Origin of the sequence: Shewanella sp. HL-SH4 (genome assembly GCF_051164845.1) — a bacterium.
Lineage (GTDB): Bacteria > Pseudomonadota > Gammaproteobacteria > Enterobacterales > Shewanellaceae > Shewanella > Shewanella glacialimarina.
In genome coordinates, this window is record NZ_CP195037.1 from 4048793 (window position 1) to 4063787 (window position 14995).

General features: G+C 42.1%; 13 protein-coding genes and 1 riboswitch. Of the genes, 5 read left to right on the forward strand and 8 right to left on the reverse strand.

Annotation, left to right across the window (positions count from 1 at the left end; translation table 11 throughout):
• Positions 1-43: 43 nt before the first annotated feature.
• The 3 genes from ACRWQL_RS18755 to ACRWQL_RS18765 all read right to left on the reverse strand — a co-directional run bounded on the left by ACRWQL_RS18755 (position 44) and on the right by ACRWQL_RS18765 (position 2246).
• Positions 44-889, reverse strand: coding sequence for a D-hexose-6-phosphate mutarotase (locus tag ACRWQL_RS18755; RefSeq protein WP_434951556.1), 846 nt, complete (start codon positions 887-889; stop codon positions 44-46).
• Between the two features lie 95 nt (positions 890-984).
• Entirely contained in the window at positions 985-1587 is a 603-nt protein-coding gene (locus tag ACRWQL_RS18760; protein ID WP_434951557.1) for a DUF938 domain-containing protein, read from the reverse strand.
• Positions 1584-2246, reverse strand: coding sequence for a response regulator transcription factor (locus ACRWQL_RS18765; protein WP_434926376.1), 663 nt, complete (start codon positions 2244-2246; stop codon positions 1584-1586). Before ACRWQL_RS18765 ends, ACRWQL_RS18760 begins: the two co-directional genes overlap by 4 nt.
• Before the next feature lie 384 nt (positions 2247-2630).
• Between ACRWQL_RS18765 and katG the strand changes: the two genes are divergently transcribed.
• Positions 2631-4787, forward strand: coding sequence for a catalase/peroxidase HPI (katG, locus tag ACRWQL_RS18770; protein WP_434951559.1), 2157 nt, complete (start codon positions 2631-2633; stop codon positions 4785-4787).
• Between the two features lie 230 nt (positions 4788-5017).
• Positions 5018-5371 carry a YkgJ family cysteine cluster protein gene (locus tag ACRWQL_RS18775; RefSeq protein WP_434951561.1) on the forward strand — a complete coding sequence of 118 codons (354 nt, stop codon included), beginning with the start codon at positions 5018-5020 and terminating at the stop codon, positions 5369-5371.
• 117 nt (positions 5372-5488) lie between these two features.
• On the opposite strand, the gene ACRWQL_RS18780 is transcribed toward ACRWQL_RS18775, so the two are convergent.
• The 5 genes from ACRWQL_RS18780 to kdnA all read right to left on the reverse strand — a co-directional run bounded on the left by ACRWQL_RS18780 (position 5489) and on the right by kdnA (position 9556).
• Positions 5489-5887 carry an acyl-CoA thioesterase gene (locus ACRWQL_RS18780; RefSeq protein ID WP_434953434.1) on the reverse strand — a complete coding sequence of 133 codons (399 nt, stop codon included), beginning with the start codon at positions 5885-5887 and terminating at the stop codon, positions 5489-5491.
• A 251-nt stretch (positions 5888-6138) separates the two neighbouring features.
• Entirely contained in the window at positions 6139-6396 is a 258-nt protein-coding gene (locus ACRWQL_RS18785; RefSeq protein ID WP_434926373.1) for a DUF2897 family protein, read from the reverse strand.
• Between the two features lie 20 nt (positions 6397-6416).
• Positions 6417-7154, reverse strand: a complete 738-nt coding sequence (kdsB, locus tag ACRWQL_RS18790; protein WP_226415386.1) for an 8-amino-3,8-dideoxy-manno-octulosonate cytidylyltransferase KdsB — start codon at positions 7152-7154, stop codon at positions 6417-6419.
• Between the two features lie 71 nt (positions 7155-7225).
• Positions 7226-8296, reverse strand: a complete 1071-nt coding sequence (gene kdnB / locus ACRWQL_RS18795) for a 3-deoxy-alpha-D-manno-octulosonate 8-oxidase KdnB (protein ID WP_434951563.1) — start codon at positions 8294-8296, stop codon at positions 7226-7228.
• Between the two features lie 75 nt (positions 8297-8371).
• Positions 8372-9556, reverse strand: a complete 1185-nt coding sequence (gene kdnA, locus ACRWQL_RS18800) for an 8-amino-3,8-dideoxy-alpha-D-manno-octulosonate transaminase KdnA (protein ID WP_434951565.1) — start codon at positions 9554-9556, stop codon at positions 8372-8374.
• Positions 9557-9757: 201 nt separating this feature from the next.
• Positions 9758-9857: riboswitch (TPP riboswitch) on the forward strand.
• Positions 9858-10046: 189 nt separating this feature from the next.
• Here kdnA and thiC point away from each other — a divergent pair.
• Genes thiC through ACRWQL_RS18815 form a run of 3 tightly spaced genes read left to right on the forward strand, consistent with a single transcriptional unit; the run spans position 10047 to position 14934 of the window.
• Positions 10047-12038: a phosphomethylpyrimidine synthase ThiC gene (thiC, locus tag ACRWQL_RS18805; RefSeq protein ID WP_434951567.1), complete on the forward strand. Its 1992-nt coding sequence runs from the start codon at positions 10047-10049 to the stop codon at positions 12036-12038.
• Positions 12038-14122 carry a bifunctional hydroxymethylpyrimidine kinase/phosphomethylpyrimidine kinase gene (locus ACRWQL_RS18810; protein WP_434951569.1) on the forward strand — a complete coding sequence of 695 codons (2085 nt, stop codon included), beginning with the start codon at positions 12038-12040 and terminating at the stop codon, positions 14120-14122. Before thiC ends, ACRWQL_RS18810 begins: the two co-directional genes overlap by 1 nt.
• Positions 14119-14934: a HesA/MoeB/ThiF family protein gene (locus ACRWQL_RS18815; protein ID WP_434951571.1), complete on the forward strand. Its 816-nt coding sequence runs from the start codon at positions 14119-14121 to the stop codon at positions 14932-14934. The genes ACRWQL_RS18810 and ACRWQL_RS18815 overlap by 4 nt, the downstream gene beginning before the upstream one ends.
• Positions 14935-14995 lie beyond the last annotated feature (61 nt).

Here is a 14995-nt window from a genome sequence, read left to right on the forward strand (position 1 = left end):
AAAGTAATGTTATCTATTGTTGAATTAATGCAGAATTAACCGTTTAAACCCAGCGAATATGAGTTGTTAGGGTATGGGTTTCGCCGGGAGATAAGGTCACCTTGTCATCTAATACATTGGCGGCTTCTAAACATACCATAGTGAGGTAGTCATCTGCTTTAAAACGAGAAAGGCGAGTCGACTTTTCTATCCACGGATTCCACAATACTGCCGATTGGCTGTTCTCTCGGCTAACTTCGATAATCCCAGTTGGCATGTGTAAGTGCTGAACTGGCGATAAATCCGTGTAAACTCGATCTGTTTCTTTATCAAAGTTCACTTTATCATTGGGTTGTTGATAAGGACCTTCACCAAATTCAATATACTTAGAACCGTCAAAACCTGTGGCTGACAGTTGATGAATATCATTAATAGGTAAATAGGTATGGAGTGCTTGGGTTAAACTGACAGGATAGTTAGCATTATTTTTATTAACGATACTGACGGATAAAGTATCACTTAGGGTAAATAGCACTTTAACTTCGGTATCATGTGGCCAATATTGGCGGTCTTGTTCTGTGAGCTTTAGGCTAAATATCAAATCCACTATTTCATCGTGCATATTGATAGAGTCAAGACTCCAAAGCCGAGTACGGGCAAAACCGTGTTGAGGAAATCCGTCATTGCCACTCATACCAAACCATGGCCAACAAACGGGTATACCGCCGCGGATCCCATTACCTACTTGATAATCGTCTGCTGCTGATACCCATAATAATGGTGCTTTGCCAGTCGGGGTGAACTGGTCAATTTGTGCCCCTTGAAGAAAGATCCGTGCTTGGCATAAATCGGTACTGACCTCGACATAATCAAGACCATTTTGATGTTTTTTGGTGGTCACTGAACCCATAATACATTTCCTTGTGTTCAACTTCGTGGTGTTTTAAGGCTTTGTAGTAAGTTAACGTTTTTTATTCAAAAAAGTAAGTTATTCAACTGTGGAAATTATCGCTTGATAAAATGCAATAAACGGTTGTTGGCAGGCATACTAAAGTCGTCAATTAACATTAATTGCTGTGCTTTGGCTAATTCGAGTATCCATTCAATATCTCGTATTCCACTTGAGGGATCATTTTGTTTAAGCCACTGTTCAAAATTGGCATTACTGTCGCTGGTGAAATGTCCGTTATAGTTAAATGGCCCGTATATAAATACTTGGCTATTTACTTTAGTTACTTGCCCGACACCGACAAAAAAAGCTTCAACTAGCTTGCTACTCATAATGTGCAAGGTATTGGCAGTATAAATAGCATCAAATATTTGCTTAGGCCACTGCTGACTAACATCCAAGGCAATTGCTGCGGGTAAATTAATGATATTAGCGTGCGCAATACGGGCATTGATATGATTTAAGTTAACGACTTGGTCGCTGGCTTGCCAACAAATATGCGGTAATTGACGGGCAAAAAATACCGCATGTTGACCTGTGCCAGTTCCCACTTCCAATAAATGAAGTGGGTTAATTAACCGTGGCGCAATAATATCTAAAATGGGTTGTTTGTTGTTTTCACACGCTTGAGAAAAGGGTAAAAGCGCTAACTCAATCAAGATAAATTAACCTTATCCATAAGCAGTTGCTGTAACGCTATAACCGCTTGCGTGCGATTACGAACCCCGAGTTTACGAAAAATAGCCGTAGCATGGGCCTTAATGGTCGCTTCTGACACACCAAAGTCATAGGCAATCTGCTTATTTAATAATCCTTCGGCAAACATTTGTAATACTTTGTACTGCTGCGGGGTTAAATCAGATAAACGGCTGGCCATTTGGTCTGTCGGATCATCACTTACTGGTAAAATTTGGGTGCCAGCGGGCAACCAAATATCGCCATATAAAACGGCATTTAGGGCTTCTGCTAAGGTTTCCATTGATGACGATTTCGGGATGAAACCGCTGCTACCATAATGTATTGCACGGCTAATGGTATTGATGTCTTCATGTGCGGAAATGACCACAACAGGAATATTAGGGTAATGACTGCGCAAATGAATAAGCGTCGAATAACCATGTGAACCCGGCATTTGTAAATCTAACAAAATAAGGTCAACAGGGACTTCGGCTGAGTCCATTAATTTTTGTAATGCTTCTGCGCTGTCAGCTTCAAACCATTGGGTGTTATTAAAAGCTAAGCTTAAAGCTTGTCGCAAGGCATTACGAAATAAGGGGTGGTCGTCGGCAATAATGATACTTAAATTTTCTAGCTTCATGGCTTTTATATTCGTTGTTGCGCTTGAAGATTAAATCAATGTAACAGAAAAGTTATCTGGTATTCCATTGCTTTGTGCCTAAATGAACCGAGAACAGCGCAAAATTACAACAAAAGTAGACTTTGGTCTAATTAAATTGGCTATCTTAATCGGTTGAATGGTCTATACATGGTGGTTGAGTAGAGAAATATTGAAATTCATAACGCATTAACTAAGCTTAATACTTGATAAAGGTTGGTTTTTTTGATCCTAACCCCATGTTATTAAGTATATAGCTGCTAAGTTAGTGCGTGAGTTTAAGTAAGTGATTTAAAAAGAAGAGTTTCAATGTTACTGACGCAGCACAATTAAATGCCTTTTTAAGTAACTAATAGGAGACACACAATGTCAGCAGGTAAATGCCCAGTTATGCACGGTGGCGCGACACAGAGTGATATGTCACATATGGAGTGGTGGCCTAAAGCGCTAAATCTAGACATTCTTCATCAACACGACAACAAAACCAATCCGATGGGACTTGATTTCAATTATCAAGACGAAGTTAAAAATCTCGATGTTGAGTCTCTTAAAAAAGATCTTCACTTACTCATGACTGACAGCCAATCATGGTGGCCAGCGGATTGGGGCCATTACGGTGGACTAATGATCCGTATGACTTGGCACGCTGCAGGAACATACCGAATTGCCGATGGTCGAGGCGGAGCCAGTACGGGAAATCAACGTTTTGCCCCAATCAATTCATGGCCAGACAACGGTAACTTGGATAAAGCACGCCGTCTACTTTGGCCGATCAAGAAAAAATACGGTAATAAGCTAAGTTGGGCCGATTTAATTGCCTATGCAGGCACCATAGCTTATGAATCTATGGGATTGAAAACATTTGGTTTTGCCTTTGGTCGTCAAGACGTTTGGCATCCAGAGAAAGATATCTACTGGGGCGCTGAAAAAGAGTGGTTAGCACCTTCTGATAACGCGAATAGCCGATACTCAGGAGACCGTGAGTTAGCCAATCCGTTAGCCGCTGTGATGATGGGGCTTATTTATGTTAACCCTGAGGGCGTAGACGGCAACCCTGATCCACTTAAAACAGCTAAAGATGTACGTGAAACCTTTGCCCGCATGGCAATGAATGATGAAGAAACGGTAGCACTAACTGCTGGCGGTCATACTGTAGGTAAAGCCCATGGTAATGGCGATGCCTCATTATTAGGCGCTGAGCCTGAAGGTGCTGAGATTGAAGACCAAGGCTTTGGCTGGTTAAATAAAACCAAACGTGGTATAGGCCGTGATACTGTCACCAGCGGCATAGAAGGCGCATGGACAACTCATCCAACCCAATGGGACAACGGCTACTTTGACATGCTACTCAATTATGATTGGCAGCTTAAGAAAAGCCCCGCAGGCGCCTGGCAGTGGGAACCTGTAGACATAAAAGACGAGCACAAACCTGCTGACGTTGAAGATGCATCGATTAAATGTAATCCAATTATGACCGATGCCGATATGGCCATGAAAATGGATCCTGAGTATCGTAAAATCACCGAACGATTTGCCAAAGACCCTGCATATTTCTCTGATGTGTTTGCTAGAGCCTGGTTTAAATTAACCCACCGTGATTTAGGACCTAAAGCTCGCTACATTGGCCCTGATGTGCCAGAAGAGACCTTAATTTGGCAAGATCCTGTACCAGCAGGTAAAACTGACTACGATATTCAGGCGATTAAAGACAAGATTGCCGCCAGTAATTTAACAATCAGCGAAATGGTCGCCACAGCATGGGATAGTGCGCGAACCTTTAGGTCATCTGATCTTCGTGGTGGTGCTAATGGCGCTCGTATTTGTTTGGCGCCACAGAATCAGTGGCTGGGTAATGAGCCTGCACGCTTATCTAAAGTGATAGCGGTATTGCAGCCAATAGCAAAACAAAGCGGTGCAAGCATGGCTGATGTCATTGTTCTGGCTGGTAATGTCGGTATTGAAAAGGCGGCTAAGCTTGCAGGTAGTGATGTATCAGTACCATTCACGCCAGGTCGGGGTGATGCTACAGCTGAAATGACCGATACTGAGTCATTTGATGTGCTAGAGCCCATTCATGATGCTTATCGTAACTGGCTTAAAAACGATTATGCCGTGAGCGCGGAAGAGTTAATGCTAGACCGTACTCAATTGATGGGGCTAAACGCCCACGAAATGACAGTATTAGTTGGCGGCATGCGGGTACTTGGTACTAACCACGATAATACCAAACACGGGGTATTTACTGAGCAAGAGGGCGCGTTAACTAACGACTTCTTCGTCAATTTGACAGATATGAATTATTCCTGGAAACCAGCAGGCAAAAATCTGTATCAAATATGTGAGCGAGATAGTGGCAAAGTTAAATGGACTGCAACGCGGGTTGATTTGGTATTCGGCTCTAACTCGATTCTTCGGGGGTATGCAGAAGTGTATGCACAAGATGACAACAAACAAAAGTTTGTTGACGACTTTATCGCCGCATGGTCTAAAGTAATGAATGCAGACCGTTTTGATATAGCGTAAACATAAATAGCTGCTTAGATTGCAAATCTAAAGGCAATATTTGAATGTAAACCATTGTATTGCGTATTAAGATACGCGGTACAGTGGTTTTTTTATATACTGTTTACGGTCTATTAATCATATAACCTCACACTTGCTCATCAGCTTGATGCTCTCCAGAACCAAGATCAACTTCTAATGTGGTATGTATGCCACTATAATAACGATAAATTATAGAATATTAGGCCGTTATGAATAATAACCGAGAGATAGTTGATCATTTACGCGATCGTATTCCGACGTTTGAATGTAAACCAGGTTGCCACGACTGCTGCGGGCCTGTCACCACCTCCTCAGAAGAAATGTCACGTTTACCAGTGAAAACAGATGCTGATCATGACGCGGCATTAAATGAGTTTAACTGCGTACATTTAGGGCCAAATGGTTGTACGGTTTACGATGAAAGACCATTAATATGCCGGTTATTTGGTACTACACCTAATATGCCATGCCCAAATAGCTGTCGTCCCCAAGAGATGATTGATATTAAAGTTGAGAATCAAATTCATCATTTCATCAAAAATACCCGCCAGGTATTAGTGTAAATGTGATGTGGTTGGAAAATAGCTGACGTTAACTTGACCGACATCCTTGTGGTCATTGATACAGTTGATGTTTCTATTATTGGAGTGCTATGTGCTATGTGCTATGTGCTATGTGCGTTAGCTTAATGGCCAAACCTTGGTAGGATTGCGTTGTTCATCCACAGCAACAAAAGTAAATACACCTCTAATCGCATGTTCGCGATGGTCGTCATACATATTTTCGACAAAAATATTCACTTCAACTTTAAGCGAGGTATTACCCACATGAATAACCCTAGCGACTAATTCTGCTAAACTGCCTGCTGGAATGGCTTTTTTAAAGTCAATTCTGTCTGAGCTAACAGTAACTAAAGACTTTCTGCAAAAACGGGTCGCAGCAATGAAAGCGGTTTCGTCCATCCATGCTAATGCATCTCCACCAAATAAAGTGTTGTGATGATTGGTGTTAGATGGAAAAATAGCTTTAATGACGCGAGCTTCAGACTGGTCAATGCGGGCGAGCATTTCGTCTGACATTAGGTTTGCTTTAGGTGAATTTGTTGTACTTGATTTATGGATTGTGTTTGAGCTGGTATCAGTGGCGGTAAGGGGCATATTACTCCTAAGGATTATGCGAAACTAAGGTTGAATACTGAATTTTTAGAGGGTATTAACCTAATTTAAAAACAATTACTCAAAATCATTTAAGGCTTCATTTCATTAAAATGAGAAGCCTTAAATGTGAGTAACAACATTGGTTTTAAAGATTTAACAACAGCCAGTGAGCATTAATCTGCTTTTGTTGATGGGTTATCTTTTTTGCTTGTATCAGTACTATTTATACCAGCATTAGCGCCTGTATTGTCATTCTGATGTTCATCGGCATTTTTATCTGCGCTTTCACCTGGAGCAATGCTTTTATCTTTGTGATCACCTAAATGTGGCATTTTAAATTTAGCGCTGTACTTTAATACGGCTAAATTACTGGCAATAACACCCACCACTAAACCAATGATAATCCACACTTCAAAACCTGATAAATCCATAATGATGCTCCAAGGTTTAGTTAATCAACCGCTAAGCGTAATTCACATTTACGAATATCATCAGGGGTATCAACTTCTGGTGAATCGAATGCGCTAATCGCGATTTTTATTTTATAGCCGTATTCTAATGCACGCAGTTGCTCTAATTTTTCTAGGTCTTCTAACTTACCTAGTGGTAATTGGGCAAAGGCATTAACAAAACGACGGGTGTAAGCATAAACACCTAAGTGTTTGTAGACAGGGTAGTCGTTAGTGTCACGGCCGAACGGAATGCGTGCGCGTGAGAAATACAGTGCGTTGAAGTCATTATCGAACACCATTTTTACGTGCATTGGGTCGTCTAATTCTTTCTTATCGGTGATTTCAAACCCTAAGGTCGCCATTTCAAATTCACCAGGATGGCGTTCAAATAAGCTAATGATTTGTTCAATCGAAATAGGGTCGATTAAGGGTTGATCGCCCTGTAGGTTAATCACTAAATCATCATCGGCTAGGCCTAACTGGCTGATAGCATCATTAATACGATCGGTACCCGATGCGGCATCAGCGCTAGTCATAACCACTTTACCACCAAAACCTTCAACGGCATCTTTAATGCGAACATCATCTGTGGCAACGTAAATATTGTCTAATCCTCTGGCTAATGAGGCACGTTCGTAAACGTGTTGGATCATCGGTTTACCATTAATCGGCGCTAATGGCTTTCCAGGAAAACGGCTTGAACCATAACGAGCTGGAATTAATAGAGTAACATTCATCAATAAAAACCTATTTTAATGGTAAACAAAAGGGCTCATCTGAGCCCTTATGACAAAATGACTTAGACGTATTATATACGACGGAACAGCTTAGTCAGCATTTCATCGGTAACTTTTTCTTCCCAGCCTTTACCGTAAACATTGTCCCATAATGGGCCCATGCTCTTAGTAACCGCAACCATCTTAGCAATAGTTTCGTCTGGTAAGTCTTTACAGATGTTTTTCGGTAGGGTGATGTTGTGAATTTCCATCATTTTACGGAATTCTTTCACACCTTCTGGATAGAATTCTTCTAACACATCAAATGCTAAACAGTTACCAATACCGTGATGGTAGCCTAATACATAGCCTAAACCGTAAGACACCGCATGACATGCACCCACCTGGCTATAAGCAATGCTCATTCCGCCCATGTAAGAGGCCATCATTAGCTTGTCATCTTTTTCTGGATGATCGTCTAGGTAAACTTGGCGGCATAAATCCATCGATTTTTCAGCGAAGGCCTTCGCAAATTCGTTCAGGTAAGTCCCTTGTAAAGACTCAACACAGTGAATGAAGCAATCCATACCAGTGTAGAACCATTGATCTGTTGGAACACCTGCAATTAACTCAGAATCCATAATGATTTGATCAAACACAGTGTAGTCAGAATTTAAGCCTAACTTACGCACTGGGCCACACAGTACCGCAGTACGTGATGCTTCAGCGCCGGTACCGGATACTGTAGGAATACCAATGTGGTGAATGGCAGGGTTTTTAATTAAATCCCAACCTTGGTATTCAGATGAGCTGCCTGGGTTAGTCAGCATAAGCGATACCGCTTTGGCTAAATCCATAGTAGAGCCGCCGCCTAAACCAACAACACTGACTGGTTGTTTAGTGTTAAACGCTTTAACTTGAGCGGTTAAGTCATCAACTTGAACCGTTGTTGGTTCGTCATCTACGTTAACGTAGATGACTAAGTCTTGGCTTTTGTTGGGAACTCGCCCTGCTAATGGTTTTTCTTGGTGTACGTCGTCAACCAGAAATACCACAAAATCATCGGCTTCTTTGCGCTCTTGCTCTAATACCACGTCCAATTGCACGAACGAGCCACGACCAAAAATCATTTTTGGTACACATTTAAAATTTTTAAAACTCATTACAACACTCTCCAATTGAGATATTTACTGTAAAAAGTACTATCACCTCAAATGAGGTGATAGAAGATAAGTTATTTAAGCAAAAGCACGTTTGATGTTTTCAATACGCTCTGCAATTTGCTCATCTGTCCAAGACAGTTTAATTAACATCGAAATCGTACGGCTCATAATGGCATCTGATTTTGGTGTTTTAATTTGTGTATAGTCAGGGCGGTCAGCAATTAACATAATTGGTAACGCAGCAGGGGCTTTAAGTTCCTGAATATGTTTCCAATTTTTAAGGTAATGCCAGTTGTTGATATACCAGTAAAAACAACCATCGACCTTGTTAGCTGCAAGTTTTTTGTTTATCTCAATAGTGCGCTCTTCTGTAGGCAAAAAGAAGGTTAAGAAACCTGCTGAGTCACCTTCTGGATCAGGAATTTCACGGAAAGTCACTTCTGGAATTTGTGCCATTGCATCTTTAATGGTTTTTTTGTTTTTACGTTGAATCGCGATAATTTTATCTAACTTACGTAATTGAGCTAAACCCATCGCGGCATTCATTTCAGATATACGGAAGTTTAATCCCATAATTGGGTGGCTTTCAGCGCCACGGTCACTGCCGACATGATCATGTCCATGGTCAGAGAACATATGGCTGTGGTTGTAGATGTCTGAATTGTTGGTGACAATAGCACCACCTTCACCACAAGTGATGGTTTTAACAGAATCGAAAGAGTAACAACCGACATCACCGATAGTGCCTAGTGCTTGGCCTTTGTAGCTACCACCTATGGCCTGGCATGCATCTTCTAGTATCACTAGGTTATGCTTTTTACAAACGGCTTTAATTTCGTCCATTTTAGCCATAGAACCACACATGTGGACTAAGTTAATGGCTTTAGTGCGAGGAGTGATTACCGCTTCAATGCCTTCTGGCGATAAACATAAGGTTTCATCAATTTCAGCAAAAATGGGGATTGCGCCAGCCATAAATACTGCTTCCACAGAAGCCACAAAAGTAAACGGCGGTACAATAACTTCATCACCTGCGCCAACACCCGCTGCAGCCATAGCAGTTTGAAGTGCAGCAGTACCACTTGATACAAGATGAGCGTGTTTAACGTTCATCTTCTCACAGAGTAATTGCTCCATGTCGCGAGTTTTCCAGCGATCATTACGCATATGGTCAAAGTTGTAACGGAAGGTAAAACCGTTCTCCATTACGTCAGCGACTTCCTGCTTTTCTTCTGGACCGAATAATTCAAAACCTGGCATGGAAATTATCTCCTAAAATTCTACGCATCTTTGCGTTTACATAAACCCGCTAATTATAACTAGGTTAGTGGGGAGACTGCGACAGTTATTGAAAAATAATTCATTTTTCTTTATTGCTCAACTTGGGAGGTTAAAGATCACCTTGAAAACATATGCAGATATTACATCTTGTTATTGAGGTTTAATTCTGGCTATACTTACAGAATCTTGTCGGAGTGCCATTAAGGCTGAGACCGTTAATTCGGGATCCGTTGAACCTGATCAGGCTAAAACCTGCGTAGGTAACAAGCATAATAATCCTTGGTGATTATTCATGCGTAAAACTTAAGTGATTTTACCATATCCACTTAGTTTTACCCGTGTTTACCTCTTTTGATTATTGACAGCAATTGCGTCTAACCATTGTTTGAATTGCGTTAACGACATTGCTCGCTCTCAACACACTTTCCTCCAGACAAGCAACTTTCTCTCATTTTATTCGAGGTTGCTCATGTCAAATCGTCGCGAAACCCGTGCTAGCGCACAAGCTTTTATTGATAACTTAAAACCATTACAACATCCCAATTCTGAGAAAATTTATCTGCAAGGTAGCCGTGCTGATTTACACGTAGCCATGCGCCAAATTCATCAAACCGATACCATTTTGGGCGGTGATGACACCAATCCCCTTACAGAACAAAATCCTCCGTTAAAGGTTTACGATTGTGCTGGTGCGTATTCTGATCCCAATGCTGAAATCAATGTGCGCTTGGGTTTAGCCAAGCTTCGTCAAACTTGGATTGAAGAACGTGATGATACCGAAGCACTTGATGGTGCTAGCTCTCATTTTACCCAACAACGTTTGGCCGATGATGGTTTGGATCATTTGCGCTTTGATGCGCTAGCGCCACCACGCCGCGCTAAAGTGGGTAAGCGAGTGACGCAAATGCATTATGCTCGCCAAGGAATTATTACTCCTGAAATGGAATACATTGCTATACGTGAAAACATGGCAAGGCAAGAGGTTAGCGATCAAGTGCTAACAAATAAAGCTAAGGGTGAATCCTTTGGTGCTGTGATTGGTGAGTTAATTACCCCTGAATTTGTCCGCAGTGAAGTGGCGAGAGGCCGCGCTATTATTCCGCTTAATATTAATCATCCAGAATCAGAGCCTATGATTATTGGGCGTAACTTTTTGGTTAAAGTGAACGCCAATATTGGTAACTCAGCGGTGACATCGTCCATTGAAGAAGAGGTGGAGAAGTTGGTGTGGTCGACACGTTGGGGCGCTGACACGGTAATGGATTTATCGACTGGCAGATATATTCACGAAACCCGCGAATGGATAATTCGTAATTCACCTGTTCCTATTGGCACAGTCCCCATTTATCAAGCGCTAGAGAAAGTAAACGGCGTGGCAGAAGATCTTACTTGGGAAGTGTTTAGAGATACCTTGATTGAACAAGCCGAGCAGGGCGTAGATTACTTTACCATTCATGCTGGCGTGTTATTACGTTATGTCCCCATGACAGCCAAACGCTTAACCGGCATGGTGTCTCGTGGTGGTTCTATTATGGCAAAGTGGTGTTTAAGTCATCATAAAGAAAGCTTTTTGTATGAGCACTTTCGAGATATTTGTGAGATTTGTGCCGCCTATGATGTGTCCTTGTCATTAGGTGACGGTATGCGTCCAGGCTCGATTGCCGATGCCAATGATGAGGCGCAATTTGCCGAATTAGAAACCTTAGGCGAGCTGGTTAAAATTGCCTGGCAATATGATGTACAAACCATTATTGAAGGCCCTGGCCATGTGCCAATGCAGTTGATTAAAATCAATATGGAAAAACAACTAGAACTTTGTGATGAGGCGCCATTTTATACCTTAGGACCACAAACGACCGATATTGCACCGGGTTATGATCATTTTACCTCTGGTATAGGTGCGGCCATGATGGCCTGGTATGGCGTCGCTATGCTGTGTTATGTCACACCCAAGGAACATTTAGGTCTGCCGAACAAAGAAGATGTCAAACAAGGGCTAATAGCTTACAAGATAGCAGCACATGCCGCTGATGTCGCCAAAGGACATCCGGGGGCACAGGTACGTGATAACGCATTATCAAAGGCCCGTTTTGAATTTCGCTGGGAAGATCAATACAACCTAGGGCTTGATCCTGACACAGCCAGAGCCTATCACGATGAGTCATTGCCACAGGAGTCGGCCAAAGTCGCCCATTTTTGCTCCATGTGTGGCCCTAAATTTTGCTCGATGAAAATTACTCAAGACGTGCGTGAATATGCCGCCAACCTTGAAAAACAAGCGCTGCAAAATGTTGAAGTGATTTCGCCTGCTGATTATCAGTCTTATCAAGCACAAGGTGATCTGCTACCTACTCAGTCAAAAGACACAATAGCTGCAAAAATGGCACAAAAGTCAGCGGAATTTAAAGCGAACGGTTCTAACTTGTATCATCAAAAATCGGTGGCAGAGGTTGCTGAGTAATGGCGCCAATAATTCAATCTGTCCAATCAGCTCTTAAAAAGTCAGCTGGGCTTAAACCGATAGTGTGGACTATTGCTGGATCAGACAGTGGTGGCGGAGCAGGTATTCAAGCCGACTTAGCCACTATCAATGACTTGCAATGCCATGCTTGTAGTGTCATCACCACGCTTACTGCCCAAAACTCGGTAAAGGTGAGTTTAGTTGAGGCTGTGTCAGAAAAAATGTTACTGGCACAGCTCAATACGTTAGTCACCGACATGCCGCCTAAAGCAATTAAAATTGGTTTGCTTGCTAATCAATATCAGCTTAATCAGCTGGCTAATTGGTTGCGAAATTTTAGCACTAGTACGAATAACGAGCTCGATGGTAGGGCAAGCATAGCAGTGATCCTCGACCCTGTTATGGTGGCCAGCAGCGGTGATAAGCTTAATCAGCACAGGCTAGATTTTAGTCCATTTAAAGGAGTGATTAATATGATCACCCCAAATCAGATGGAGTTAATCAGCCTTGTTGAAGCGATAGATGCTAGCGCGACGGAAACTAATGCAATACACACTAATGCGACAGAGACTAAAGTATCAAAAGCTAACGTGGCAGATAATAGTGGCAGTCAGCATAAGTTAACTAATACACAAAATATGACGCTTGATGGCATGGTTAATATGGCCAAGCGGGTGAGTGATTATTTTGAGTGTGCTGTTGTCGCCAAAGGTGGCGATGCGCCATGGCAAGCTGACAAAGCCCATGATGTTTATATTTGTCATCATGTTGAAGGTGGCAGCGCCGAGCATAACAACAGCGTGTTTATACTAAGCTCAGATCGCGTTGATACCGTAAACAACCATGGCAGTGGCTGCACCTTGTCATCTGCAATGGCCAGTTTTATCGCACAGGGTTTTGTGCTGCACGATGCCATAGTATTAGCTAAAGCCTATGTCACTAACGGTCTTAAACACGGTATTAAGCTTGGTCAAGGGCCTGGATGTTTAGCCAGAACAGGTTGGCCAACATTGCTTGAGTTAATGCCACATATTGTACAGTTAGTAGCAGATGTTAAAGCTACCGATACCGCGCCAAAGGAGGTTACCTTTGCTGTAAAACCGTCCCTTGGTATTGAACAACAAGTTAGTAACTCGTTATTAAGAACAGCTACTATTAATTTCACAAAACTGTCGACACCATTAGGTATATATCCTGTGGTGTCGTCAGTTGAAATGTTAGAGCCGTTACTAAAAGCCGGTTGCAAAACAGTGCAACTGCGGATTAAGCAAGATGTGGATGATATGCAAGTAGCGTCCTATGAAAAGGTGCACAGTTTTGTTGATGAACAGCACAAAGCGATGTGGTTAGCGAAATACGGTTCAGGGCAGTTAATTTCAGAGCCGCCTATTGCCGCTAAATACCTGTTAGATCAACACCAGTCAGAACAAAAGGAGTTAGAACAACAAGTACAACGTGCTATTCAGCTAGGTCGAGACTTTAATGCCCAATTGTTTATTAATGATCACTGGCAACTTGCACTTAAGCACGGTGCATTTGGGGTACATTTAGGTCAAGAAGATGCCTTAGTTGCAGATTTATCGGCCCTTGCAGCAAATAATATCGCGCTTGGGTTATCTAGCCATAGTTACTTTGAAATACTACTCGCGACTCAGTTAAAACCATCCTATATCGCCCTAGGGCATATATTCGCCACCACGACTAAACAGATGCCATCCAAGCCACAGGGGTTAACAAAACTAGCTTGTTATGTATCGTTACTAAATGGTCATTATCCCACTGTTGCTATTGGAGGAATTGATGTTGATTGCTTAAAAGAGGTTGCCGAAACTGGTGTAGAAGATGTTGCAGTGGTGCGGGCAATAACTCAGGCCAAAGATGCGACTGTTGCCTATAAAAACTTAAGTCAGCAATGGCAACAGTTAACCGAGTCGTCATTTCAAACAGAACCAACACAGCAAACGGGATCTAGTTCTCAATCTCAATCTAAATCTAGATCGACTTCGCCAACTCAGCCTAATGAGCACACCCAATACCAAGATAGTGATATTACCGCTAGCCAAACGCATTTGGAGGGCATATGAAAACTAGCTTAAATGATCATGAATACATTCAGTACTCCAAACAAATGCTACTAACTGATGTGTCAGAAAAAGGCCAGTTAGCTTTGATGAATGCCACCGCTATTATCGTCGGCGTTGGAGGTTTAGGGCAGCTGGTGGCGCAATACTTAGCCGCATCTGGGGTGAGTATAATTCATCTAATTGACGGTGATGATGTCGAGTTGTCTAACCTGCCTCGGCAAATATTGTTTGATACTAATGATATAGGGAATAATAAAGCCAGTATTGCTATGAAAAAATTACATCAAAGGAATGTGGTTTGTGATTTAAGCGCCCATCAGGTGTTTATTAATCCTGGTAACTATCAGGCATTATTTGACAGCCTTGTCCCCAAATGTTCATTAGCTAGCGGCCTTTCATCAGCCGTATTGTTTGATTGCAGCGACAATTTTACTACCCGGCAATTAGTTAATCGGATCGCGATTGAATATAAAATGCCGCTGATCAGTGCATCAATTTCTGCTGATCAAGGCCAATGGTTCGCCTATTTACCTCTGTCAGATTCATCTGAGCCGCAAGCATCAAGCATTAACTCTCACGGTTGTTATCACTGTGTTTATCCGTCCGACAGCATATTAAGCCAAAATTGTAGCCAAGCAGGGGTGTTAGGCCCAGCAGTTGGGGTTATGGCATCTATGCAGGCGTTAGCGGGTATGAATCAGATCATTGGTCGGCCAATAGAATACGGAGTGTTACATCGCTTTGATGCTAAAAGGCTGTCTTGGTCAAAAGCCAAAATGAATATTGATAAGCATTGCCATGTTTGCCAGTAACGCATCTGTCAGTGATGGCAAAAGTTGATGACCTAAATGATGAGCAAGGTTGTTGAACACT

Excerpts from the sequence above, each read along its gene's own strand:
- ACRWQL_RS18755 (WP_434951556.1), bottom strand. The coding sequence starts at position 889 with ATGGGTTCAGTGACCACCAAAAAACATCAAAATGGTCTTGATTATGTC.
- ACRWQL_RS18765 (WP_434926376.1), bottom strand. The coding sequence starts at position 2,246 with ATGAAGCTAGAAAATTTAAGTATCATTATTGCCGACGACCACCCCTTA.
- katG (WP_434951559.1), top strand. The coding sequence starts at position 2,631 with ATGTCAGCAGGTAAATGCCCAGTTATGCACGGTGGCGCGACACAGAGT.
- ACRWQL_RS18775 (WP_434951561.1), top strand. The coding sequence starts at position 5,018 with ATGAATAATAACCGAGAGATAGTTGATCATTTACGCGATCGTATTCCG.
- ACRWQL_RS18780 (WP_434953434.1), bottom strand. The coding sequence starts at position 5,887 with ATGTCAGACGAAATGCTCGCCCGCATTGACCAGTCTGAAGCTCGCGTC.
- ACRWQL_RS18785 (WP_434926373.1), bottom strand. The coding sequence starts at position 6,396 with ATGGATTTATCAGGTTTTGAAGTGTGGATTATCATTGGTTTAGTGGTG.
- kdsB (WP_226415386.1), bottom strand. The coding sequence starts at position 7,154 with ATGAATGTTACTCTATTAATTCCAGCTCGTTATGGTTCAAGCCGTTTT.
- kdnB (WP_434951563.1), bottom strand. The coding sequence starts at position 8,296 with ATGAGTTTTAAAAATTTTAAATGTGTACCAAAAATGATTTTTGGTCGT.
- kdnA (WP_434951565.1), bottom strand. The coding sequence starts at position 9,556 with ATGCCAGGTTTTGAATTATTCGGTCCAGAAGAAAAGCAGGAAGTCGCT.
- thiC (WP_434951567.1), top strand. The coding sequence starts at position 10,047 with ATGTCAAATCGTCGCGAAACCCGTGCTAGCGCACAAGCTTTTATTGAT.
- ACRWQL_RS18810 (WP_434951569.1), top strand. The coding sequence starts at position 12,038 with ATGGCGCCAATAATTCAATCTGTCCAATCAGCTCTTAAAAAGTCAGCT.
- ACRWQL_RS18815 (WP_434951571.1), top strand. The coding sequence starts at position 14,119 with ATGAAAACTAGCTTAAATGATCATGAATACATTCAGTACTCCAAACAA.